The sequence below is a fragment of the Schleiferilactobacillus shenzhenensis LY-73 genome (assembly GCF_000469325.1).
Classification (GTDB): domain Bacteria; phylum Bacillota; class Bacilli; order Lactobacillales; family Lactobacillaceae; genus Schleiferilactobacillus; species Schleiferilactobacillus shenzhenensis.
In genome coordinates this window covers 1-22,244 of sequence record NZ_KI271614.1, presented here as the reverse complement: position 1 = coordinate 22,244, position 22,244 = coordinate 1, and the positions used below count along the sequence as shown (strand labels likewise).

Here is a 22,244-nt window from a genome sequence, read left to right as displayed (position 1 = left end):
CGGCATATGATATCGGAAGATATGTTCTGACATCATGTACCTAGGAATTCTTAATCTAAACCTCATTACGACTTGACCGAAGAACCGCTCAGAATCCTCGGTACTTGTTCGACGATCGATGCCACCGGCAGTCACCTGAACGGCTTCATTAACGAATTTATTGGGTCTTTTGTCCTGTTCTTTTCAGCACTGGGTATCACGAAGGCGCCTTTCTTCCAAAACAACTTGGGGACGGTGCACTTAGCCTTGGGCTTCCTTGTCGGCACCTTAGTCGCATCACTGGGCGGACCCACCGGCCCCGCGCTGAATCCGGCCCGGGATCTGGGACCGCGCATCGTTCATGCCTTGTTTCCCTTAAAGAACAAGGGCGACTCCCAGTGGGCATACGCGTGGATTCCAGTGGCGGCCCCCATGTTGGCGGGTGTGACTGCGGTTGGGTTGTACAAGTTGGTTTTCATGTGATCCAACGGCTGTTCAGACGCGAGGTCAATCGGTTACAATACAGTTTGCTGAATTGACCGGCAAAGCGATGGCATCAGCCGCGATTTGCGGCATCTCACAACTCGTTTGGTGGGTGATGGGCATCATTTCTGCTGGCATTGCTATTCCTCTCCTGGCTAAAGTATTTCAATCGTTGCTGCCCGCTTAAATATAAATAACAGACCGTATCCGAGTAGCGGACACGGTCTGTTATTTTGTATTGACATTGACACATCATTCTATTTTGGCCGCACCAATCACGTGCTGTCTAGCGGTCGTGCGTTTCCTCTTCATTGGTCTTCAATACGGCCATGAAGGCTTCTAATCGGATGACAAGTTCCAAGGTAATTTGAGCAAGCTTGAGGCTTGCTTAGAAGCATTGGCACTATTGGTATTTGTCAGCATGTGCTGAATTGTAGGAAGACTGCGCACAACTGACAGAAACTGATGAAATCCGGTCGCACGTTGGCAAAATGTTGGAAAATGGGCGAAACCGAGTTTGTTAGAATCAGCTCTCCAGGTTGTCCTGGTCAGCGATGTTCTGATACATCCGGTTGAAGATAAGATTTTCGAGTTCCGTCGTGAGTGTATTGTCAAGATAATAACGCCATTTTGATCAAACAAATAGTCCCCCAGGCGTCAGCCCAGGGGTGTTCTTAACTAGAGCATGCAGATGAAAATGGTTTCGATGTCAATATAAGATGCCCTTCTCAGCTCAGCAATACCACAACAGAACTGTTCAAATCACAATTGAAATATTAAATTTAGGGGGTTCCGCTTGAATAATTTTCCGCTCTTGGCTATTCTGAGAATGTGAGTGATAGCCGTTCGCCGTCCTGAGTCTTCCACGTCTGTGGAAGGCTTTTTTTGCGCACAAAAAAATGGGGGGGCTTTTGCCCCCCAAAAAACTGCTACACGATTTTAACCAAGTTGAGCGGTATCCAAGCAGGACCGCCAATATTGACGTGGCCGTCGTCGTAACCGGTGACCAGATAACGATCGCCCTTCTTCAGCGGTGAAGTGCCTAGCCCTACCTTGCTCTGAGGCGTCGGGGTCGGGTACAGATCTTGCTGCAACTCCACAGTAGCACCGTACCAGCCATTAGCAAAGATACGAGCAGCCACGTCGCTTACGGCCAGCCATGCAGCCGGGCCGATGCGATAATAGTTATCCTTGACGTCTACGACTTTCCAGGCACTGCCCTGGGCTTCGCGCTTGCTGGTCTTGCTGCCAACAGAGGCAGCACCGTAAACCGGTGCACCGCCGTCCTTGGTCACCCAGACCAGGCCCAGTGCACCGCTCAAGTCGCGTGCTGTATTGAAACTTGCGAAATCCACTTGATTGACACCTCCTGATTGGCCCTTGCCGGCGAACGCCTCTTGATCCCATGCAGCCAAGCCGTTAGCCTCAATCGTCGCGATGATGCTGCTGGCATAGTTTGGTGCCGTCGCGTAGCCGTCCGCCTGCACCAGCTGAGCGAACCGCGGATAATCCCGCACACCTAGCAAGTTGTGGTAACGAGAATTATCCACAAAGAAATTAGCATGATCGTAGACGGACGCTGACCAGTTTGGGTACCGGCGAAACGCTGCATAAATGGTTGTCCAATAGCCATAATATTCCTTGGTCGGAAACATGACGGACCGCCCATTGTAGCTGCCCTTGACGCCGAACAGATTGTTGTTAGGTGGCAGCGCCAGTTGAGACTCGCCCCAGCTGGACTCGATGGCTGCTTGCGCTGCCGTTACCGACGGCAAGACGCCTTTTGTCCAGCTTTGCAGCGCGCCGGCTTTGATCGTGGCCAAGAATTTTGCTGCTTGCACGTGCTCACCTCCCTAGTCAGCGGAATATAATTGTGGCTCCTGAGAATCAGTCTTGGCTGAATCTGCAATAGGCTTGGCATCCTTGCTGCCCAGTCGGGTCACCGTGTAGGTGGCGCCGTCAGCATCCATTGCCAGCTGAGATTGCGGATCATAGAACAGTGTCTGCTCCATCGTGTTGGTTGACGGTGATTTCACGTCGGTATCTTCCGGTGCTGCGGTGTCCGCCTGGTTCCACGCCAGATGCATGGCACTCACGGCAGCTTCAACGGCACCAGAAATCACCTTGTCTGGAATGCTAGGCATGCCCAGATTAGACAGCGTGGACGTCACCAAATTAATCGCCGCCGTCCGCTTGGCTTTGTTGTCCAGATCGCCCGACTCCAACTCATGTACGGCGTAGTTTGCAATCTTGCTGACGACATCGACTGTTGACTGGGCTACCTGATTATCCTTGGTGGCCGCCTTGATCTTGGCCAGATTCCGCAACAGATAGGACGCCACGGCCGCAATGACCAAAACCACCGCCTGAATAATGTTATTGAGCAGCTGCTGATCCATTAGTTAGTTCCTCCTTTGGCTCTGCGTTTGCTGGCTGTGCAGGCGCTACAGGTGCCTGTGGCACCAACTCGGGCACTGTGCCGACATCCTTGGTCGTCTGGCTGTCAGCGCCGCCGCTCACGATCTGCACGGTATTCTTGCGAGGATTCATGTACATGTCCAGTTCATGGGCTACGGCAGCCCGCAGCGCTGGCTCAACGTCTTCAATTGAGCCGCGCAGATTAAGCATATCCGCCACGCGCAGCATCACTTGTGTTGATGCCATGCCGTCGTTGCCTTTGGCCTTCATCTCATCATTAGTTGCCAATTTCTTCATCTCCCATATATTTTTTCAACTCTTCTTTCAGCTCACCGACTTGTTGGGTCAATGTGTTGATAATCTTGGTCTGCTGCTCAATGAGCTTAGTCTGCCGCTCAACCTTGGCCTGCAAAGAAAGCGTCTGCTTGCTCTGGTCTTCCAGCTGATGGCGATATTTATCAACGTCGTTCAACGCGCCGGCCAAGTGATCCGCATAAATACCTTCATTATTGGATGAGGCTTGCTTACGAATCCCAAGGTAGGTCAGGCCGCCGGTGATCAGCGCCACCACCGCTGCTTGAATTAGTTGTGCGTTCGTTTTTGCCCACCCCGTTCTAGTTCATTGTCGCTTGGTTCTCCCGCCAAGCCCTCCACATAAATCTGGATAACGATGAACCAGGATAGGATCGTTGCTAGGCCCACCATTGGCGGGTTCAAATCATTAATGTCGCGAAACAAGAAGGCTGCTGCATACAGTGCCCAGATGATTTGCAACACCACAATCGTTCCTCTTCGCCAGTTTGGTTCCATTTTGAAGCAGCTGGATATCACTGCAAAAAAGCCCACCGACAGCAGAATCAGAACCGGCAATGGGTCGTCCAGATAATTGACCGCCGAACGAAACGGGCTGACATCACGCATATAACCCGGCGACAACATGAAGAAAACACCGAGAGCCATGGTTTCCAGTCCTTTAATTGCCCAGAAACGGTTACGAGCAACGTTATACCATATGATTTGCCAATCCTTTTTCTTCATGATTTATCGCTTCCTGATGCTAAATTTGTGATGGCCGTCTTAGTGGCCGCGTCTGTAATAGTGTCTGATGCCGGCGGGTACTTATCAAGCGCCGTTGTGAGAGCATCCATATCGATTATCTGGCGCCACTTGCTCCAATCGGTGCCGCTCAGTATCCGCTGAAAGATGATTCCGCTGCGGTCATCGATGGTGACTTGCATCACGCGTCGGTTGACGGTGCTGGTATTGGCAAGTACAAATGCGAGCCACCAGCGGCCATCAATTGGCGCACCGGTGCTCGACGTGATCCAGTACAGCCCAGATTTTTGAAGGTCGTCGAAACTGCCAGAGTAGTCTTGGGCGTCCTTGAGTTGAAACGTTGGCACCGCCATGATCAGCTTGACCACTGCCAACGCTGTCAAAGATAGGTCATTAATAGCCAAACCAATCACCTACCCTAATTGACTGGCGTCGTTGGTACACCGACATATGCTTTGAGCGAGTTGCGCTGATCGTCAGACAATCCGAGATCAGTGTTGGCTTTCAAGGTGGCAATGGTATCGCCGTTGGCTTTGATGGCTTTCGCATTGTCACCGACCTGAGTCAGTAGTGTTGCCAGCTGAGAATTGTCGCCAGTCAAGCTATCCGCTAACTCTTTGAGGGTATCTAAGGCTTGTGGCGCACCATTGACAAGGTCTGATTTGATTTTGTCGGCATACTGCTTGGCCGCGGTGAGCGTATCCCCATCGCCCCTGGCGATCGCCGCAATGGCGTCATCAATGCGTTTGTTTATTGCAGGGTTGTCAGTCCCAACCAGCTTGATAATGGCTAGAGCGATCAGCTGCATGTCATTTTGGGGACTTGGTGTGGTAGGAGTTGTATCTGCCATTATTTAGCCTATTTTTCATTGGTATACTGTTCCAAGCCAGCCCGTTGCTCAGCGGTCAGGCCCTCATCATCGCCCGTTTGGGCACCAGCCAGTTTGTATATCTGCTGCTTGACGTCAATATCATCGATGACGGATTCTGATACTGTCAGCGGACCATCATCCATCCATGTCTTGGTATCACCGTCAAACGTCCACATGTGGCCGCCGATGGTGTAGGCGTCGCCCTGGGTACCAGTCGCCGGCAGTTTGTCCTTACTATCGAGTTGTCCGTGAAACCGTACACCGTCGCCTTTAATGCCTTGCGGGCCACTGATTGCTTTAATAAAGTCGCTGTAACCGGCATCCGGCTGATTGGTCTGAATCTTCCACTCGCCGAACGCGGATAGACTAGCAAGCCATTGGCTTTCAGTGCCCACGAAACCATTACGCAATGCCGCACCATAGGCTGATAGGTCCTGCAAAAAGTCCTCAGGCTTCGCATCCGGCTTGTTGTTCTGGCGCTTCCACAAGCCTAACGCGGAAAATGATGCCAGCCACTGGTCTTCGGTGCCCGCAAAGCCATTACGCAGTGCTGAGCCGTAAGCTGACAGGTCCTGCAGAAAGTCCTCCGGTTTGGCGTCTGGCTTGTTGTTTTGCCGCTTCCAGAGACCAAACGCACTCAGCCAGTCAAAGAAATCATCTTCTGTGGCGTCCTTACGCGACTTGTCTTGATCCCGCCATTGGCCGAACGCCGTGATGGTCACCAGCCAATCGGCCATCGATCCGATATAGCCCTGATCCTTGGCGAGCTGATAAGCGGACTCACCTTTCAGCGATTCCAGCCAATCTTCCAGCGTCAACTTGGGGTTGACTTGCTTGGCGAGATCATAGTCAGAGTCGCCTTTGGGCCCCTTGAACCGAATGTCGGTCGGAATCCCGTTGAGCAACAGCTGCAAGGCTTTGACCAACTCAAACACGTCGTCGATGTCTTGCACGGGCGGAATATCCGGCTGCGTGATCCCGTCTGGCACCGTAATGTCGAAGGAAAACGGGTAGCTGATAGTCGTGCTATTCTTGTCGCTGAGCAGCAAATAGCCGTCCACGTGGCCCGTGTGCATGAGATCGCCCTCACGCAGCACGTAGACAAATGGGTTGCCACTAACGTCCAGATGGCGCACGATTTTGGAGCCATCGCCCATCTGCATGAGCAGTTCACCGGTGTAATCGCCGGTCTCCATCTGTGTTTGGTCTAACGCCGTGAACACGATGCTGGCCGTGCCTTGGTCGCTAAACGACAACGGCCCGCCAGATACCTCAACGGTATGCGACGGGTCGTTGATTTTGATTTTTACATTGATACTGCGGTCCATTCCATCACCCCTATTCCGCGGAAATTACTGCACCAGTGTCATTTGGGGCCGAATTAGGCGCCACTGGTGCTGCTATTTTCCCGGCGTAGCGACTGCTGAATAGTCCTCGCTGGTGATGGTCTTGTACTGGTCAGCGGTGATCTTCTTCTGTTCTACGGCCAGCTTGACCAGTGACTTATCCCACCAGCCAAAGTCGAACCACATCTTCACGTCATCGAACCCTGGAAAGTTCATCATTACTTGCTGCCTCCATTCATGAATTCTGCCGTCAAACTTGCCAGCTGCTTACCAACCGTCTGCACGGTTTGATTGACCTGCATCACTTGACCGGCCACAGTTGCGATACCCTTCTGATGCTCTTCCTCGGGTGTGAGACCGGTTGAGCGGTGAACCATCTTGCTGCCGTCCTTGATCGCCCACAAATCATCTTGATCCGGGCGATACTGCGGGTCTGGGTAAACAGTCACACCACCATCTTGAAACTGGGCAAACTCAGGATCGGTGTGGCCCACAACATTGCCGTCTTTATCCAAAACAAAGTTGTACATGTTGCACCTCCTAAAAAACTGTAACTGATTTGAACTGAGCAACGACTTTTCCAATATCAGGAGAGTCACCATTCATTTTGCTAATGTCAATTTGATTAGGTGAAAGAGACATTGAAATATTGGCGTTTGCGTTCGTCCAATCCTTCGGGTTATTTGTAACGATTGAGTTGTAAATATTCGATCCCCATAACTCGCTGATGGACCAAGTAAATACCGCATTGTTTTGTAATTCATTCTTTGAAAGAGTGATTGTCAAATTGCTGCCTTGAGTTTTGCTGATTGCAAAGTTACTATCAGATTGTGGAGTATAAAAATATCCATCCTGGACAATCTTGATACCATTAGGAATATTGGCCCAATCAGAATTTAAGGCACTGTCTAGAGTGATGGGGCTATCGTGTTGTTCGCCGCTCCACAATACTTTCCCGACTGGCAGCATCGTTATGCTGGAACCAATTTTGTACCCAACAATTGAGGACACTAGAATGTCATAAAGTACACCATTCTGCTGAGCGTCATAGTCATGTCCCTCAGTAGCAGCGAACACCAGTTGGGTTTTATCTGACCCCAATTTGAGAGTCATCGTGGGCGCAACCAGAGTATTGCCAAGTGCTTCCCCCACACCGTCTAAGCTTACTGTAAGTGTCTTTCCAGCCACAAGATTGCTCGCCGATGCATTGATTGGCATTGGCTGTTTCACTACGTATGTCCCAGCCACTTTTGCGGTACCGGTTGCGACTGGCACAGTGGTCGCAGTTCCCTTATTTCCGGTCGTGACTGGCGTCTTCTGGAGAATAATGTTTAGGGTCAGACCATCAAACAAATCAGTTAATGACTTAGAACCAAGAACTGCCTTGTCCAATTGGAGAGTGCCGCTACCAACTCCAACATTGTTCTGAAGAAGCGTCTGAGTATCACGATAGGCTTGGTTATCCCCAGGATATGGTCCATCACCAATTCCCATGGTCGGTTGGTTCGGATCAGTTGTTCCGCCACCACCCGTGTCCCCTCCGATCGCCCCACCCTTTTCGACTTTTGCAAGCCGTGCATTAACGTTGAGTAATGCCTTGGCGGTATTCGTCAAATCGTTACTTTGAGCCATGTTTTAACCTCCTAGTTTCCAGCAAGCTTGCTGATGCTACTACGAACATCAGCCTGCTGAATAATATCGTTGATGTCGATCGTCCCATCAGCCAGCGCCTGCTTGACCAAATCAGTGATCTGATCCTTGGCACCTGACTTCGTGAGCAGATCGTTTTTGTCGATGGCGTTCTGAATATTGCCAAGTTGCGTATTCATCTGCGACAGACGTGCGGACATAAGCTGCAACCGGTTGGCAATGGTTAGTTCCGTCGCATCCAGCCGGTGTTGCATTGAATCAGAATAGATCCGCTGCATCTCGAACATTTGTCGCAAGCCACGGTTGTACTCACTCAGGTAACCTGCTTCCGGTTTCGGCCATGCGACAGCGTTTTGAATCACGTGCAGATCAAAATCCAAGGTGATAGAAATGCCTGTGCGATCAACCGTCTCTAGCTTGAAATGGGCTGTGCGGAAATGTCCAGCCCGCTTGGTGATCTCACGGCCCGGCATCCATGACAGTAACCCGTTGGCGGCGTCCACCGCGCCGAAACCTTCGTCCGTGACGATCGGGTATCCGTCAGTGTCAGACCCCTCAAACGATGCCAGCAAGCCGTTTAGATCGAACGGCGTGCCATCATAATTGAGAAATAAGCACGTGAATTTAACCATGCCAGACTCGCCCTGACGCAATACCACCGGCGGCAAAATACGCCGATCCGTGTATCGTTCCAGCAACGTCTGCGGCGTCGTGAACGTCTCTTCGTCGGTTGTTTGCGTCCGCTGCAAGTAGAACGCCTTGTCGTGACCGATGTAGAACACCAGCGGCCGCTCGAACGGAAGGTCGCCATGTGTTGGTGCAAGCTGGTCTTGTGCCGACTGGTTTTGGTCACCAGCAGTTTGATCTTGATAAGTGCTTTGTACCATTAGCTTTCACCTCCCTGAGAATCCTGAATCAATCCCGGATATTGTCCAGCTGCACTAGCGGCTGGGCGTGAATTGATCAACTGTTGCCGCAGATTGGAAATGTCCTTGGTGTAGATCTGTTGCGCAACAAAATTGTCGCTCAGAGCCTTTAACACGGTCGTTGTCGCCCAATCCTTAAAACCTGCGTCGGCGCCGTTGATCTTGGTTACAAAGTCGTTGAGCCAGTCGGCAAACTGTTTTTGGTTGGCAAGCACCGCATTGAGCGCCGTCTCAATTGTCTCCCAGTTTTGATCAGTATCGTTTTTCATCGCCCGCCCTTGCAGCGTCTCACTCCATCGGTTGAGCTGAATCTTCTGGCCGTCCAAGCCGGTCAAATTGTCGATAGAAGACAGCTGCAAGCCGGGAAAGGCAATCTCCGATAGCTTGTACTTGTGTGACTCTTTCGTACCGTCTGGCCGCTCACGCGTGACCACCAGCACTTCATCGTTGTTCGCGTCCACGATCACTTCGGCATGTTGATGTCGTGGCGAACGCTTGCCGAACTCGGTCCAACCGACTTGATCGCTAATATTACGATCCACTTTCATCACTTCCCGTCTGTGTCTGTGACATTAACTTATGCTTAATGGTGGCATTGATTAAGTCGCTGTATCGCTTGGCGTGCTTAATATCCGCCACCAATGCGGCATTGATGTTCTTCATAGTCTGTTTCGCATTGTCCAACGTCAAAACCGGCGCTGTATTGCGGAATGGATTCCTCTCAATGCCGTTGACCGTGATCATCGTTTGCAAGCCAAGCGGTTTGGCATTGAGATACCACACATCGCCCTTGCCCACGTCGTCAGTGGTGTCATAGGTAATTGTGAGTGTGGTTACCGGATCTGATTGCAGCGTGTTGGCTGCGTATGCCTCCATGGTGTCCTGGTGCTGAATCTGGTCGTTGGTGAGATCAGGCCCAGGCCGTTCGCCCCATTTTGCAATTGAGTCGTTATCTCGATACAAAAACGGGTCGAAGTAATACTCGACCTTGGTATTGGTGGTCTCATCACCTACATTGGACGTGTCCTTTGGCTCTTGTGGCTCGACATCTTTGTTACCAGAAAAATCAAAGACGCTGCCGTCGATCCATTCGCCACGGCCAACGTTGTACCAGGTCACGCCGTGAATTTCTCGTGAAGCGAGAATTTGCCATTGCGTCCCATTGGGCAGATCTTTCACTGCCACGTTGCCACCAGGTTCGGTGTACGTCGTAGCCGTTTTGCCTTGATCAAGCTTGATGGTGCCAATACCATAGACAACCTTGGTGACTGGATCATTAGGCTCAACATCGCCGTCTTTAGAAAACGTGATATAACTGCCGTCGATCCAGCCGCCGACCTGATACCAGGTGGTGCCATTGTAATCAACTGATGCGCCCACCTTCCAGCGTGAGCCATTTTCTAAAACTTGCCCGGTTGGCGTACCACCGGGCTTGTCATAGACTGGTACACCTTTGCCGCCGGGCACAGCATACTGAATCGTACCGATTGCATCCAAGCCAGTGACGGGCGTCGAAGTCGTGGACCCACTGGAATCAGTAGAAGCACCTGACGCCGACGGCTGCATGTGACTGTCGTCCTTGGTGGCGCCGTAACACATTGCCTCGTTTTGAATTGCTGATGAATCCACGCTCAAATCGATCTGCGAAGTGTTGTACGTCCAGATGAACTGTTTGGCGGTCTGACGCTTATACGAGTTTTGGTCGTATAGAATCAAATGCTTGTTATCTGGAATTACCACCGCGCCAAATGAGTCAATTGCCTTTTGCAGCGCGTCCAGACCAGAGCAATTGCCCCAGTCCGTAATGATCTGGTTAGAAAAGCTACCCTGCACCTCGTAGGTAAAACCCAGCGGGTTATTGCTCCACACGTAATCCATCATCGATTGAATCGAATACGTAAGTGCGCCGTCATTTTTGGTGTAAACCCGCCAATACTGCGCGTTGAAATACACGTGTGTCGCCGTCACATCCTTGGTGATCATGCCATTATCCAGCTTGGGGGAACACTGCTTAATGACAAACTGCTGACCGTCAACAACGATGATGTTTTCATTGGTCAACATCTCGAAACTGACATGCGTGTCAGGCCGATCGTAGGCCGTCAATGAAACAGAAAAATCCTCGTTGAGATGCCAGGCCACACTGATGCTGTCCATATCCGCAGCGGTCAGCCATTCTTCGGACTGGTCGTTAGCGTCCCGCACAAATATGGTGTGACTTGCTTTAGCCATTAGTGATAAACAAAGGGAAAGTCAAAGGAACACTCTGAGACCGTCGCGCCAGTCACGCTAATCTCATTCCACCCTTTGGCTAAAGTGATCACACCGTGGTCGGAGTTGATACCATCGTTGATGCCGTTGAAATACGGGTCTACGCCACGTAACTCCAAGGTGCCACCAGAAATATCACGAGAATAGGCAAACTCATCGCCGGTTGTCTCGTTGGTGATGGTCGGTGTGCCGCTGCCTTTCACCGTAATGGTCAGTTGATGGCGTTGCAGTAATGGCTCAATCGATACATCGGACGGGTTCCACACACGAAACTGATTGCTGCTGAACGTGTAAGCAGCGTCATCCGCGTTTGGCAGATTCATGCCATACTGCCACACCCCTTCACCGAATTGTTTGAGTACCGTGGAATTGACCACAGATTCGCGCATCCCGGTGAAGTTGTTGAAAACAATGGTCACGATCATGTCTCGCTCAGAGTTGTATGTGGGCGTGAAGGGCTTTGGCCGCACCAGATACTTGTATCCGGGCGAGTTGGAGAAGCAAACCCATAATGGGCCACGCTGCATCAGCCAGCGCTGCATGGCTTGATAAGCCAGTTGCTGATCCTCTTCGTCAGCAGAATAGATAATCCACTGTGTCGTGAGATCACGACTATCGAAGCTAGAATTCATCAGAATCTGACCATCTACCGGCGTGGATTTTTTGAACTCATCCACTGGCATCACATTGGGCTGCTCCCAGCCGTATAGATACACCCCGGCTAAATCGCGGTTGTCATAATACGACTCCCACGTCTGGCCGTCGGTCGAAATAGACATCTCCACCGGATCGAACGCCAGCATGTTGTTGGTCTCATTGAACCGGTAAGCGTGTGGCTTATCCCATGGGGCAATCTTAGAAAACACTTGAACCATTATTGTCTCTCACCTCCCTCGAATGCGATAATGTTACGCTCCCCCAAAGACTTGCGGCTGAGCTTTTTGTGAGCGTCATCCAGATCAAGAATCGGGGAATAGTCCTTGCCATCGATGCTGGTCAGCAGATCAATTAAACGATCCAACTTGTCAGTAACCGAGCTCGAATCATCATTGTTGTTGGCATCGTATCCCGATAGGTCAAGCTTCGGGTGAACCTCAGTCATGCGAGCCACTAAACCATGCAACAACGACGGTGCATTTGGTTTGCTCGGGTTGATGACAAACTCATCGCCATCTTCCGCAATCAGCGCCGGGGTGGGCGTCGTGAAGTGTCCGCCGTTCGCCAGAAAGTTGATCTGCCGGCCAGTCCCGATCCGATCCCATGCGCCGGAATGCATATAGGCGTTGATGGTCGCCCGAATCTGGTCCTCACCGTTGAGAATGTTAGTGTGACCCGGAACCGCGTAACTCATGAACGTGGACGGAATGAACTGCAACAGACCCATGGCAGGATCACCATTAGCCATGTTCTTATCCCAGACGGTCTGCTTAATGCCGGCATTACCGCCAGATTCACGCGCAATTTCGCGCACAAACGCAGCGGCTTCGGCATCGATGCCCATGGGCGGATTGGCGCCCATTTCCTGCATCAATCGTTTAACCGTTGGCAGCCATGCTGCGGCTGCCTTGGGCTGACCAGCGACCGACTGGGCCTCTAGATCACCCTTCTGATGCTCGAACAGCTTTTTGATTGGGTCCACAATGGAATCCAGTAATTTGTGACCAAGAGCGGGGGCAAATGCTTGGGCAAACTCGGCTTTAGGCAAAAGGCCAGAAACAGCTTTGTCCCAAACCTTTTCCAGGTTTTGCAAAGGATGCTTTAGAAAGTCTGTGATACCCTCAACCTTGTCCTTTGCCCAGCCAGCGAACGCACTCATCTTTCCGCTGACCCAATTGGCCGCGCCACCAACGGCGTTACCAACCGCGCCGGCAGCCTTACCGAGCCAGTCACCGACACCACCAGCATAGCGAGGCATCTGACCGCTTTGAATCGCTGGTTCAGAGACCTTCGCCGGTACAACCGTGGCCCCTGGTTTCAGATCAGGCACAACCACATTACGCTGGTCAAAATACTGCCAACCCTCGCCGGGATTCCGGAATAGCTCCCGGTATTGGGGGCCAGGTTGATCGTTGATCAGCGCCGGTCCGCCTTCATGCTGCCGCGTCCCGTTGGCAAGCTTCTTAATTTCATGCAGCGTATTTTTGCCGCCGCCAAATAGGTTAATAACCCAATTGACGCCGCTTATTCCGCCGTTGATGAAACCAATGACGCCGTTCATGATGTCTTTGGCAAAATCAACGATCTTCCCAAAGGTATGCTTGAACATATCGCCAACGCCGCCCCAGAAGCTGTTCCAACCCTTCATAAAGCCAGAGCTGAATTGATCCCACCAGCTGTTCATGCCGCTGGTGAACTTATCATAACCGGAGTGGAAACCCGACCATTTATCCTTCATCCAGTCGCCGACGTTGCCCCAGAAACCGTTCCAGCCCTTGCCGAACGCAGTGGAATACTTATCCCACCAGGAATTCATACCGGAGGCGAATTTGTCGTAGCCGGAGTGGAAACCACTCCATTTATCCTTGAACTGATCACCAACGTCACCCCAATAGGAGTTCCAACCTTTACCAAATGAAGTGGACGTCTTGTCCCACCATTTGCCGAAGTCTTTGCCCCACTTGGTCGTGGTCTTGTTGGTGTCGCCCCAGAACTTGTCCCAGTCTTTGCCAAATTTCGACTTGCCAATGGCCGTCGACATATCCTGGAACTGCTTCTTGATCGCGTCGCCCAGGCCCATCTTCTTGACGTCCTTCATGAAACCGGAGGACCACTTGGAGATTGCCTTGCCGACTTTCGTGTCTTTGGTGAACCAGTTGCCGAAGTCGGTGAACGGTTTGATCATTGCCTTACCGATCGGGGCAAGGTATTTCTTATTGACGTCCTGAATGCCGCCCCACAAAGCCTCCATGGGCTTCTTGAGCAGCTTGCCAATGCCGACTACCGTTGCTACTAGTAAAACGAACGGCGCAAGCAGAATTCCTTTTAGAATACTGGCGCCGCCCTTGAGTACGTTCTTCCCAACGTCGACGATTTTTTTCCAAGCGCCTTTCACATTCTTAGCGAACGTGTCGAAACCGCCCTTGACGTTCTTCCAGATGTCATCGACCCATTTTTTGAAACCTTTGTTGTTGTCGTAGAGTAATTTGACCGCGCCGGCAACCGGGTTGACCAATAATAGGCCAATACCCTTCCAGTTCTTGCCGAGCCAGCTGGTCACCCCGTCAAACGCTTTGACCATAGTGTCAGAAACATGCTTGGCCTCGTAACCCATGCGGTTGAAACCAATTCCTTCTGGCGGCTTCATGCCTTTGGCAGCCCGATTCCAGCCGTCAACAGCCTGCTTGGCACCTTTGCCAGTCCAACCGCCAATTACTTTGCCGACTTCAGCACCAAGTGCAGCGCCTAAAGGGCCGCCGAACCATAGACCAATGCCGCCACCAATTGCGGTGCCAGCACTCTTGCCATAGTCCTCAAATTTCTTCGTTGGATTTTTCTCTTTAATGGCACTATACAGATCCAAACCGGAACTAGCAGCCACGCCGATACCAGCGGCACCAGTTGCCACCTTGCCCAGCGTGGATAGACCACCGAAACCGCCAGCAGAACGCATCGTTTGAAGCGAGCCGCCTAAATTCATAGCGCCGCCCATGCCGGCTGCTCCGCCTTTGCCCATGCCGATCCCAGTCATGTTCTGCATCGTCTTGTAGATGCCCTGAACAGTGGTCAGCGTGGTTTGCAGGTTTTTCAACCCGGTGAATTTGAGCACCTTATCCAGAATTCCGGACATGCCTTTGAAGCCAGCCACAGAATCGACCAGCTTACCGACCAACCCAACGCCGGTAGATAATGCCCCGGTCGCAATTTTGAAGGCAAACATGCCGACTAAAATCTTGCCGACTGTTTCCAACGCCTCTTTGTGTTGCAACAGCCAGTCCAGCATGCCCTTGATCGTGGCGAGTGCGCCCTTGCTACCACTGGCCTTTGAGCCGGCGATACCGAACGCGTCACCGATTGATTTGAGTATCCCAGAGAATGCTTCCCATGCGCCCTTGACGACGATGCCGAAGATCTCACCCAGATCACTGGTGATGGGCTTCATTTTTTGATACCAATCATTGAACCCCCGTGAGAGTCCTTGAATGGTCTTGGTGACGCTACTGAAGTCCATTTTCTTCTTGGCATCATCGGCACTGCTGCCGGTTTCGGTAAAGCCTTTGGAAATGCCTTGAATCGTCCGCAGAATACCGGACACTGCGTTGCCAGCCAACACACCGAGGAAACCGCCGACAGCCTTCATCACCGGGGCAATTGCCTGGCGGAAATCGTCAAACGCTGCCTTGATCTTGCCGACGTTATCCGCCGCCTTGGACTTGCTGAGCGGCGTCTCCACATTGGCTGCAAAAGACATAGCAAAAGTTTTCAACACGTTCCACGCCATGCCGAACACGGTCTCAATGGTCTGACCGATCACGACAATCAATGGCACGATGAAGTCTTTGAGCGATGCTAGGCTTTTGAGCTGGTCTGCAATCTCCTTACCCATCGTGATCGCTTTAGAAGCGAGAGAAGTGAAATCAATTGAGCTTAACTTGTCAGACAGGCCGCTGATTGCACCAATCCCAACGCTCGACATCATCTTCCAGGCCGGAGTCAACTGCTGAACCAAGCTTTCGCGCAACCCGTCCATAGCGTCGCCCATGGTCTTGTACTGAGTTGCCATGGCGTTGAAGTTGGCGTTCGTACCGGTCTTCTTTATCGCGTCGAAGAAGTCTTGTGTCGCAACCTTCCCGGCCTGAACGTTCTTAACCAAATCACCAGTGGACATGCCCATCGTCTTCGCGACGGCGGCCATCCCAGCCGGTGACTGTTGCAGAATCAGCATAAAGTCTTGCCATTGCACTTTTGGCTTGGCAGCCATTTGCGTGGCTTGCTGACTCAACGTCTTCATGGCCTGAATCGGATCGTTGGATGCAGCGGCTAAACCGCCGAAACCTTCGACCAGTTGTGTCGTGCCCTTTGTCCCAACGGCAGCCAGCTGTGAATAAGTCGCCGCCATATCGTTGGCAGAATAGATGGTCTTCGCGGCATAATCTTGCAGTTGCTTTTCAGTTCCCGCAATTTCTTCCTTGCTCTGACCAATGTTGTGCATGTTCTGTTCAAACGTGGACCACGTGGCAACCGATGAACTCAGATCGCTGGTCATCCCAGCTAATGAGTTGCGAATAGCATTGACGCCAGCAACAGCCGCTTGACCAACAAAAGAACCGGCCACAATATCACGAAAACGTGTCGAAGACTTTTCAGCCGACTCCACGTTTTCCTTGTATTTTTGCAGAACTGGAGAGGCCTTGTCATCCGCACTTAATGGCGTCTTGACTGGCTTCCCTGCCTTCTCAGCTTCTGACCGGTATTGCTTGATTTTCTCGGTGTCGGTTTTAGCCGTGAAATCAGTGGCATGTTGTTTAGGCACGTCCTTGATCGCTTTGGCTGCACCTGCAGCGTCGGCTTTGACCTGAGAAATGGAATCTTTCGAAGCCTTCGCGGCGTTGGTTGCTGCCGTAGCTTGCTCTTTATAAGCACTAGACGCTCCAGACATGGACTGCTGAGCAGCTTGCTTATATTGTTCAGCGGCCTGTTTTGTAGAATCTATTTCCCGCTTTAACTGAGCCAGTGGGGAGGAAACTGAATCTTTGAAGACCCATTCGACCGTCTGGCGGAGAACTACGTCGTTCAAATCAGCTCCCTCCTTGCTTCTTGCCTAGTTGAGCTAACAAACCGCCAAGCTTGGTGATTTTCTGACTCTTAATTTCACGCTGCTGCGATGCTGTTTCAGAGAACTGCTCATTGATCTGGCGAATGTTGGCGTCCAGTTTCGCGCTGTTCTGCGAGACAACATCTTTATAGTTGGTGCCATCTGCCAGCATAACCGGCGTCATGTACATGCTGGCATCCAGTGCCAGCCTGGCCCGATCCACCTGCGCTAAAAAAGCCCCTTTCAGGGCCGCGCGATAGGTCTTGGGCGTGTATTCTTCCAACACGCGGGGGTCATTAATGCTCAGATACCTTTGAGCTTCAGTGATCAGGCGTTTCCAGTCGGTGTCTGTGCTGTCGATTGCGGAGAGGCTGGAACGGTGGGCACTGTCTGAGCCGGTTGCGGTTGCGGATTCAGAATCTTGGCCAGATGGTCGATCTGATTGTCTGCGTCCTGCACGGCCCGTTCCAAGCCCAGACGTTGTGTTGCTTGGGTCGCCGTAGAATCGTCGGGCATACTCTCTAATTGCTTGTTGAGTACGTCGCGTAAAGTCTTGTTTGTACTGTTGAATTTCTGCATCTTGACCCGTAAAAAACCGTGACGCTGCATTTCCTCCAGAATGGAATCAGCTTCCTTGGTCGCTGATTCTTCAGAGTCAAACACACCGGCCGCATCCAAGGCTTCAGCAATCAGCTCTTCAGACGGCCGCGAAGAACCGCCGGGAATGGCCGCGTGATAGGCGTGAACAATTGTGTCAACGTCACCTTGAAGCAGACCATTGACGACGTTGTCAAAGCCGGTTGTGTTGTCAGTCGCCAACTCCTTGTTGGCAACGTTCGAGAAATGATAATTGACTTGGGGCGCGTAGCTGCGCCCATTGATGGTAAGTGTCCGCATGATTTATCTCCTTCTATTGACCAGCAACGTCGGCGCCAGTTGCGTTAGCAGTTGCCGTGACCGTCTTCGGATCAGCTACTTTGCCGGTACCGGTGTCAGTCCCTGGTTCATCAGTGGCAGGCGTTACGCCGGAGTCTGGAAAGTCCTCCGCCCCGATGTCCTGGCCGTGCTTGAAACCGTAGAACTGGTTGGCAATGTCGAATTGACCGTCTTCGAAATCAGACTCATTCAGAGTTGCCGGCGTAACACCGTCGGCCAGAGTATCCACAGCTTGGCCATTGACTTCGAACGTAATGTTCGATGTTTCGATACCGCCCAGTGCTTCGGTAACTGGCAGGTTGGGAATGTAGCACTCGGAATACTCAGCCTGCACAGTCCGATTAGGCTTGGTACCAGTTACGGTGTTGAAATCAACCCGCCATAAACCAATCAGTTCGCCGCCCTGCCAAGCCTGCTTGAATTCTCGGAAATCTTCTTGGCCCTTGGCAAAGATGACGTCCACGACCCGCTGCTGGTTGATCGAGCCCACGCCTTTCAGCGTTACGGTCTTGGTTTGGGTAGACGAAAGGTTCCGGGTGTTGGTGCCAGAGGTGGCGCCCATCAGTCCCAGAATGCGAATCTTCTTAGTCCGCGGGTACTTCTGAATTCGTTTCCAGAAGTAGAGAATCTTGTCGGCGTCGCGGCCGACTGTGGACGGCAGGATCTGTTTGTCGCCATTAACGACATTTGTGATGTTATCTGCCATTTAATTTCATCCTTTCTCTGTATTCAAAAAGCGCCCCAACAGGGCGCTTTGAATGACTTTGTAATCGATGATCAGATTGACCCGCTGAAGTTCCTCGGCCATTGAGTGATCAATCATGCTGCGGCCGGAGAAGCTCACCGTTCGAATCGGGTACTCTGCGATGCTCAGATGGCGAAGCGAACTCAGCGCTTTGTTCGCCAAGTCTTGAACTTCCATGTACTCATCCTTGCGGGCATAGATGTCGCAATACAGCGTGAGCTGAATCTGATCAGCGTTTTTGTATTCGGGCTTGTCGTAGAGATTAGGTATAGACAAGTCAATTTGCGGGTATGTTGTGCTTTCTTCGGCACCGGGGTCAATGATCAATACATCCAACCATTGCAACGCCTGAAACGCACCCCGCATCAATGCTTCCTGTGGGCTCATTGGCGAGCCTCCTTCATTGCTTCATTCAGTGCCTGACGGCTGCGGCCGTTCAGGTTCTTGCTGACTTCTTCGCCAGCCGGCTTCATAAACGGATCGGCTGGATAGTTACGATCCTTAAGACCGAACTCCACCGCTTGGCCGTAATTGTATCCGTCTTTTGATTGAGCTTCCGGGTATGTCTGAGTCGTCAAACCGTCATCAGACTCGTGGTGATTGATGTTGCGCATCAAATTGCCGGTTGGAATGTAGCCGGATTTCGAATGTCCAACTTGATCGCGTTCAATCTCACGCGCTTTCTGTTGCGTATCCGTGCCCAGCTTCTCGATGAAAGCTTTGGCGTGCGTGTCCATGGCGTACTGTGTGCGCTGCATGAGCTGCACGCCTGCCTTGCTGCCAACCGAGCGAAAAGCGTTGCTCATGCTGGTAATGGCGGCCGAATACGACGGGTTAAGGCCGAACTCAACTGTCGGAATGTGATCGTTATCCCACATTAACAGTACCATCCTTTGAAATCACGACGTAGAAATCGGTCCTGCCACGATGCACGCGCCGCATGGTAATTGGATACCGATTATTCTTGGGCTTGCTCGTGTCATAGTCCGAAAAGCCTAGGTACTTAGCATCCCATTCTCCAAGCAGCCGCACGACCTTGGCTGAGTTGTAAATCTTGCCAAAGATTGCAAATTGCTTGCTGGCGCCCATGTCATTGACATAGGCATCCGGGTACAGCTTAAACTCTGATACCTTGGTGTGGTCCAGCAGGTCATTAGAATGTGCCTCGTGCTCAGTGATCAGGTAAACGGGTTGTCGTATCATGACCAGCTCATCACCGATCCTTGCTGCTTGTCGCCTGTCAGGTTGCGCTGATATTTGTCCAGCAGCGCGATAAACGGTGAGAGATCATTGGCCGACCAGGTAAAGGACAAGCCTTCCTCTGAGACGCTCTGAGCGCCTTCGTATCCTGACTTGATATATTTGCCTTGTGCCAGTTCCGTGAGCACGCCAGTGAGCTCAGGTGGCACAGAATCGCCACTGTAACCGATATATAAATTAATAGCCTTGATTGCCAAGTTGATGTATATCAAAAGCTTGGCGTCAACACTATCATCGTTTTGTGTTTGATTGTTGATGATTTTAATATCGTGCAGTATTTGCTGTGCCTGCGTTGGCTTCTCGTCGGCCATGATCCTCACCCCCTATCAGCTGGCGCTGACGTTTGCCCCTGCGCCGTTAGCTGTCGCGGCTGCATTAGCCGGTTGAGCAGGCTTAGCAGCAACCGGAGTAGCCTTAGCTTCCCCAGAAGGCAAGCCTTCGCCTACTGCGTTGACGGCAACAGCGGTCAGCGTGTATTCAGTGCCGTTGGTCAAACCATTCAGTGTGCCGTTGAGCTTGGCAGGGTCAACATCAACCGATGTTACATTGCCACCAGCAGGAGCGTAGGACAATACATACTTGGTGATTGCACTGCCGCCGTCGTCTGTTGATGCCGTGATAGCATAGTCAATCTTGCCGTCACCGGCGGTTGCGGTCAGGGTCGGTGCATTGGGTGCAACTGACGCAACGGTGAAGCCAGGAACTGGCGCCTTGTCTGATTCTGCCTGGCTGGTTACATCTTGGAATGTCGCCAAATAGTCACCGTCAGCGACCTTCTGACCGTGCTTGAGGCCAGTGATAGCCGCTTGCTTGGTGCCCTTGTCACCCTTGACGACGAGCTTGCTGTCCTTGTCGTAAATATTGAGTGTCTCATTGGAGCGATCTGCTGTATCTGCCATTTGAATAACCTCCTTTAGATTTAGTCCGCCGAAATGTCAGCACCATCACCATTGGCGGCTGATTTGATGTTGGCTGGTGCGCTTATTTTTTTGCCGGGGTAGTCGTACCAGCGTCGCCACCAGCAGGGGCTGAGGTACCGCCAGAAACGTCCATGATGTAGACGCTGTTGGCTTGTTCGAAGGACGGCAGAACCAGCTGAGAAACGATGGTCTCAATCGTTACCGGGTCAGCCTTAGTGACAGTCGTGATCGCGACGCCTGTATCCACAATGGCGACGTTAGCCGCGTTGCTTGCCATCAGATCCGCTTCTGCCGGAGTCGTGCCGAAGTACGTATTGCCGACACTCACTGACGGCAGGAACACAACCAGATTGTCGGGAATGAACTTAACCAGCTTGCCGTTAGCGTCCTGGTAGCCCTTGTCATAGATCCCGATGGTCAACCCGAACTGATCAGCCAGATACGCATCCAGCACAGTCCGCGGAATCTGTACGGCGCCCATGTTGGCGTTGTTTGCCAGCAGCGTAGCTTTGATGGTGTTGTTCCGCAGCAACGTGTTATAGGTCTTCCGGTTCATCACCGCCCGTGTAATGGTCACACCCGTGTCGTTGCCGATCGTGGTGATGGCATTGTCAATGTCGTCAGACGGAATAGACTTGTCATCAGCCCATGCAGCCTTTGCGGGTGCGATGTGGTCTTTCGGCAGGTAGTAGTCCACGGTGTAGGCTTGGTCGTTGCCGACGATGCTGGCTTTCCCAGTGGTCAGGGCTTGCATCCGCACGAGTTCGCGGGCCAATGCGGCACCACGAAGCAGAGCGGTTTGGTCATCCATAATCCGGCCCAGAATCACTTGCGCGTATGCCGGTTGGGCATTCTGCACTTGCAGTAACTGCTGCCGCAGCTCTTCATCGATATAGCCGGATTCCTTGTAGTAGATCATCTTTTCAGAGACCTCAGTGAAGCCACGCCGTGCGCGCGGAATGGCTTCCACGTCGAATGCAGACGGCCGCAATGCGATTGGTGCACCAGAAGCACCCTTCAGCCATTTCAAATCAGTGCCGATCGAACGGGCCGCCGGAAACAGTGCATCGCCCAGGTAGGGCTGTTCTGTCTGCGGTAGGTTTTGCCAATAGGTGGCAATGACCGGCGCTTGAATTGAGTCAAAAATAGAATTTGCCATTTGTATCTACACCTCTCTTAATTGTTCCGACGGAAGAACGTTACCTTGCCGTTAAGTGCGGTCTTCACCGCGTCCGGAATGGTCACACCGTCCGCCAGACGATTTTCGTTGACGAAGCCAAAGATCAGCAGCGAGCCATTGCCTTGACCGCTGGTCACGTCCACATCGTGTTGCAAAACACCCTTAGCGGTGGCATCACTCACCACCGAGAGCACGGTTTGCTCATTTTCATAGAATGTATCTGGGCCGCCAACGGGTGTGCCGGCAGGAATGATTTTCTTGCCGGTCTGCGGGTCTGCGGTCACACCTGCGTCATTAACCAGAATGGATAACGCAGCATGCGGCATTACGAAGCCCAAAATCTGGTTGCTGGATGCATATGTCTTTACAGCCATTTGTTTCTACCTCCTATTTGGCCGGATTTAAAATTGAAGTGCAACGGCCGTTGAGCTAGACCAATCCACTTGGACCG

At 51.9% G+C, this 22,244-nt stretch carries 26 protein-coding genes and 1 pseudogene; 1 reads left to right on the top strand and 26 read right to left on the bottom strand.

What is annotated here, in order from left to right; translation table 11 throughout:
* Positions 1-57: 57 nt before the first annotated feature.
* Positions 58-462: pseudogene (locus L248_RS14160) on the top strand (MIP/aquaporin family protein); the annotation flags it as partial.
* A 929-nt stretch (positions 463-1,391) separates the two neighbouring features.
* Here the strand turns inward: L248_RS14160 and L248_RS15460 are convergent.
* The 26 genes from L248_RS15460 to L248_RS14035 all read right to left on the bottom strand — a co-directional run bounded on the left by L248_RS15460 (position 1,392) and on the right by L248_RS14035 (position 22,167).
* Complete coding sequence (locus L248_RS15460) at positions 1,392-2,303, bottom strand: glycoside hydrolase family 73 protein (RefSeq protein ID WP_022530953.1); 912 nt, start codon at positions 2,301-2,303, stop codon at positions 1,392-1,394.
* Between the two features lie 12 nt (positions 2,304-2,315).
* The gene (locus L248_RS14150; protein WP_022530952.1) at positions 2,316-2,861 is read right to left on the bottom strand and encodes a phage holin; all 546 of its coding nucleotides are present in this window, start codon (positions 2,859-2,861) and stop codon (positions 2,316-2,318) included.
* Positions 2,839-3,168, bottom strand: coding sequence for a hypothetical protein (locus tag L248_RS14145; RefSeq protein WP_155828691.1), 330 nt, complete (start codon positions 3,166-3,168; stop codon positions 2,839-2,841). Before L248_RS14145 ends, L248_RS14150 begins: the two co-directional genes overlap by 23 nt.
* A complete protein-coding gene (locus tag L248_RS14140) occupies positions 3,158-3,451 on the bottom strand; it encodes a hypothetical protein (RefSeq protein ID WP_022530950.1) in 294 nt (97 codons plus the stop codon). Before L248_RS14140 ends, L248_RS14145 begins: the two co-directional genes overlap by 11 nt.
* Before the next feature lie 11 nt (positions 3,452-3,462).
* On the bottom strand, positions 3,463-3,918 hold the full coding sequence (locus L248_RS14135; RefSeq protein ID WP_022530949.1) for a hypothetical protein: 456 nt from the start codon (positions 3,916-3,918) through the stop codon (positions 3,463-3,465).
* Positions 3,915-4,340, bottom strand: a complete 426-nt coding sequence (locus tag L248_RS14130) for a pyocin knob domain-containing protein (protein ID WP_040537019.1) — start codon at positions 4,338-4,340, stop codon at positions 3,915-3,917. Before L248_RS14130 ends, L248_RS14135 begins: the two co-directional genes overlap by 4 nt.
* A 14-nt stretch (positions 4,341-4,354) precedes the next feature.
* Entirely contained in the window at positions 4,355-4,786 is a 432-nt protein-coding gene (locus L248_RS14125; protein ID WP_040537018.1) for a hypothetical protein, read from the bottom strand.
* A gap of 8 nt (positions 4,787-4,794) precedes the next feature.
* Complete coding sequence (locus tag L248_RS14120; protein ID WP_022530946.1) at positions 4,795-6,135, bottom strand: hypothetical protein; 1,341 nt, start codon at positions 6,133-6,135, stop codon at positions 4,795-4,797.
* 72 nt (positions 6,136-6,207) lie between these two features.
* Positions 6,208-6,372 (bottom strand): XkdX family protein, encoded by a 165-nt coding sequence (locus tag L248_RS15685; protein WP_022530945.1) that lies wholly within the window; start codon positions 6,370-6,372, stop codon positions 6,208-6,210.
* Positions 6,372-6,683, bottom strand: coding sequence for a hypothetical protein (locus L248_RS14115; RefSeq protein WP_022530944.1), 312 nt, complete (start codon positions 6,681-6,683; stop codon positions 6,372-6,374). Before L248_RS14115 ends, L248_RS15685 begins: the two co-directional genes overlap by 1 nt.
* A 10-nt stretch (positions 6,684-6,693) precedes the next feature.
* Entirely contained in the window at positions 6,694-7,785 is a 1,092-nt protein-coding gene (locus L248_RS14110) for a hypothetical protein (protein WP_022530943.1), read from the bottom strand.
* An 11-nt stretch (positions 7,786-7,796) separates the two neighbouring features.
* Entirely contained in the window at positions 7,797-8,690 is an 894-nt protein-coding gene (locus L248_RS14105) for a BppU family phage baseplate upper protein (protein ID WP_022530942.1), read from the bottom strand.
* Positions 8,690-9,271 (bottom strand): hypothetical protein, encoded by a 582-nt coding sequence (locus tag L248_RS14100; protein ID WP_155828690.1) that lies wholly within the window; start codon positions 9,269-9,271, stop codon positions 8,690-8,692. Before L248_RS14100 ends, L248_RS14105 begins: the two co-directional genes overlap by 1 nt.
* On the bottom strand, positions 9,261-10,961 hold the full coding sequence (locus L248_RS14095; RefSeq protein ID WP_081701341.1) for a phage tail protein: 1,701 nt from the start codon (positions 10,959-10,961) through the stop codon (positions 9,261-9,263). Before L248_RS14095 ends, L248_RS14100 begins: the two co-directional genes overlap by 11 nt.
* Positions 10,961-11,875, bottom strand: a complete 915-nt coding sequence (locus L248_RS15455) for a phage tail domain-containing protein (protein WP_022530939.1) — start codon at positions 11,873-11,875, stop codon at positions 10,961-10,963. The genes L248_RS14095 and L248_RS15455 overlap by 1 nt, the downstream gene beginning before the upstream one ends.
* On the bottom strand, positions 11,875-16,734 hold the full coding sequence (locus L248_RS16155; protein ID WP_052000092.1) for a tape measure protein: 4,860 nt from the start codon (positions 16,732-16,734) through the stop codon (positions 11,875-11,877). The genes L248_RS15455 and L248_RS16155 overlap by 1 nt, the downstream gene beginning before the upstream one ends.
* A gap of 1 nt (position 16,735) precedes the next feature.
* Positions 16,736-17,035, bottom strand: coding sequence for a hypothetical protein (locus tag L248_RS14080; protein WP_155828689.1), 300 nt, complete (start codon positions 17,033-17,035; stop codon positions 16,736-16,738).
* 44 nt (positions 17,036-17,079) lie between these two features.
* The gene (locus L248_RS14075) at positions 17,080-17,649 is read right to left on the bottom strand and encodes a tail assembly chaperone (RefSeq protein WP_022530936.1); all 570 of its coding nucleotides are present in this window, start codon (positions 17,647-17,649) and stop codon (positions 17,080-17,082) included.
* Positions 17,650-17,662: 13 nt separating this feature from the next.
* Positions 17,663-18,394, bottom strand: coding sequence for a phage tail tube protein (locus tag L248_RS14070; RefSeq protein WP_022530935.1), 732 nt, complete (start codon positions 18,392-18,394; stop codon positions 17,663-17,665).
* Positions 18,395-18,400: 6 nt separating this feature from the next.
* A complete protein-coding gene (locus L248_RS14065; protein WP_040537017.1) occupies positions 18,401-18,820 on the bottom strand; it encodes a hypothetical protein in 420 nt (139 codons plus the stop codon).
* On the bottom strand, positions 18,817-19,311 hold the full coding sequence (locus tag L248_RS14060) for a hypothetical protein (RefSeq protein WP_022530933.1): 495 nt from the start codon (positions 19,309-19,311) through the stop codon (positions 18,817-18,819). Before L248_RS14060 ends, L248_RS14065 begins: the two co-directional genes overlap by 4 nt.
* Entirely contained in the window at positions 19,301-19,636 is a 336-nt protein-coding gene (locus L248_RS14055; RefSeq protein WP_022530932.1) for a hypothetical protein, read from the bottom strand. Before L248_RS14055 ends, L248_RS14060 begins: the two co-directional genes overlap by 11 nt.
* Positions 19,633-20,004 carry a phage head-tail connector protein gene (locus tag L248_RS15445; protein WP_022530931.1) on the bottom strand — a complete coding sequence of 124 codons (372 nt, stop codon included), beginning with the start codon at positions 20,002-20,004 and terminating at the stop codon, positions 19,633-19,635. Before L248_RS15445 ends, L248_RS14055 begins: the two co-directional genes overlap by 4 nt.
* A gap of 15 nt (positions 20,005-20,019) precedes the next feature.
* The gene (locus tag L248_RS15440) at positions 20,020-20,592 is read right to left on the bottom strand and encodes a fibronectin type III domain-containing protein (RefSeq protein ID WP_022530930.1); all 573 of its coding nucleotides are present in this window, start codon (positions 20,590-20,592) and stop codon (positions 20,020-20,022) included.
* Positions 20,593-20,674: 82 nt separating this feature from the next.
* On the bottom strand, positions 20,675-21,772 hold the full coding sequence (locus L248_RS14040; protein WP_022530929.1) for a major capsid protein: 1,098 nt from the start codon (positions 21,770-21,772) through the stop codon (positions 20,675-20,677).
* Positions 21,773-21,789: 17 nt separating this feature from the next.
* Complete coding sequence (locus tag L248_RS14035; RefSeq protein ID WP_040537016.1) at positions 21,790-22,167, bottom strand: hypothetical protein; 378 nt, start codon at positions 22,165-22,167, stop codon at positions 21,790-21,792.
* Positions 22,168-22,244 lie beyond the last annotated feature (77 nt).

Coding starts and splice junctions, on each gene's coding strand:
- L248_RS14150 (WP_022530952.1), bottom strand. CDS start 2,861: ATGGATCAGCAGCTGCTCAATAACATTATTCAGGCGGTGGTTTTGGTC.
- L248_RS14135 (WP_022530949.1), bottom strand. CDS start 3,918: ATGAAGAAAAAGGATTGGCAAATCATATGGTATAACGTTGCTCGTAAC.
- L248_RS14125 (WP_040537018.1), bottom strand. CDS start 4,786: ATGGCAGATACAACTCCTACCACACCAAGTCCCCAAAATGACATGCAG.
- L248_RS14120 (WP_022530946.1), bottom strand. CDS start 6,135: ATGGACCGCAGTATCAATGTAAAAATCAAAATCAACGACCCGTCGCAT.
- L248_RS15685 (WP_022530945.1), bottom strand. CDS start 6,372: ATGATGAACTTTCCAGGGTTCGATGACGTGAAGATGTGGTTCGACTTT.
- L248_RS14115 (WP_022530944.1), bottom strand. CDS start 6,683: ATGTACAACTTTGTTTTGGATAAAGACGGCAATGTTGTGGGCCACACC.
- L248_RS14110 (WP_022530943.1), bottom strand. CDS start 7,785: ATGGCTCAAAGTAACGATTTGACGAATACCGCCAAGGCATTACTCAAC.
- L248_RS14105 (WP_022530942.1), bottom strand. CDS start 8,690: ATGGTACAAAGCACTTATCAAGATCAAACTGCTGGTGACCAAAACCAG.
- L248_RS14095 (WP_081701341.1), bottom strand. CDS start 10,961: ATGGCTAAAGCAAGTCACACCATATTTGTGCGGGACGCTAACGACCAG.
- L248_RS15455 (WP_022530939.1), bottom strand. CDS start 11,875: ATGGTTCAAGTGTTTTCTAAGATTGCCCCATGGGATAAGCCACACGCT.
- L248_RS14075 (WP_022530936.1), bottom strand. CDS start 17,649: ATGCGGACACTTACCATCAATGGGCGCAGCTACGCGCCCCAAGTCAAT.
- L248_RS14070 (WP_022530935.1), bottom strand. CDS start 18,394: ATGGCAGATAACATCACAAATGTCGTTAATGGCGACAAACAGATCCTG.
- L248_RS14065 (WP_040537017.1), bottom strand. CDS start 18,820: ATGAGCCCACAGGAAGCATTGATGCGGGGTGCGTTTCAGGCGTTGCAA.
- L248_RS14060 (WP_022530933.1), bottom strand. CDS start 19,311: ATGTGGGATAACGATCACATTCCGACAGTTGAGTTCGGCCTTAACCCG.
- L248_RS14055 (WP_022530932.1), bottom strand. CDS start 19,636: ATGATACGACAACCCGTTTACCTGATCACTGAGCACGAGGCACATTCT.
- L248_RS15445 (WP_022530931.1), bottom strand. CDS start 20,004: ATGGCCGACGAGAAGCCAACGCAGGCACAGCAAATACTGCACGATATT.
- L248_RS15440 (WP_022530930.1), bottom strand. CDS start 20,592: ATGGCAGATACAGCAGATCGCTCCAATGAGACACTCAATATTTACGAC.
- L248_RS14040 (WP_022530929.1), bottom strand. CDS start 21,772: ATGGCAAATTCTATTTTTGACTCAATTCAAGCGCCGGTCATTGCCACC.
- L248_RS14035 (WP_040537016.1), bottom strand. CDS start 22,167: ATGGCTGTAAAGACATATGCATCCAGCAACCAGATTTTGGGCTTCGTA.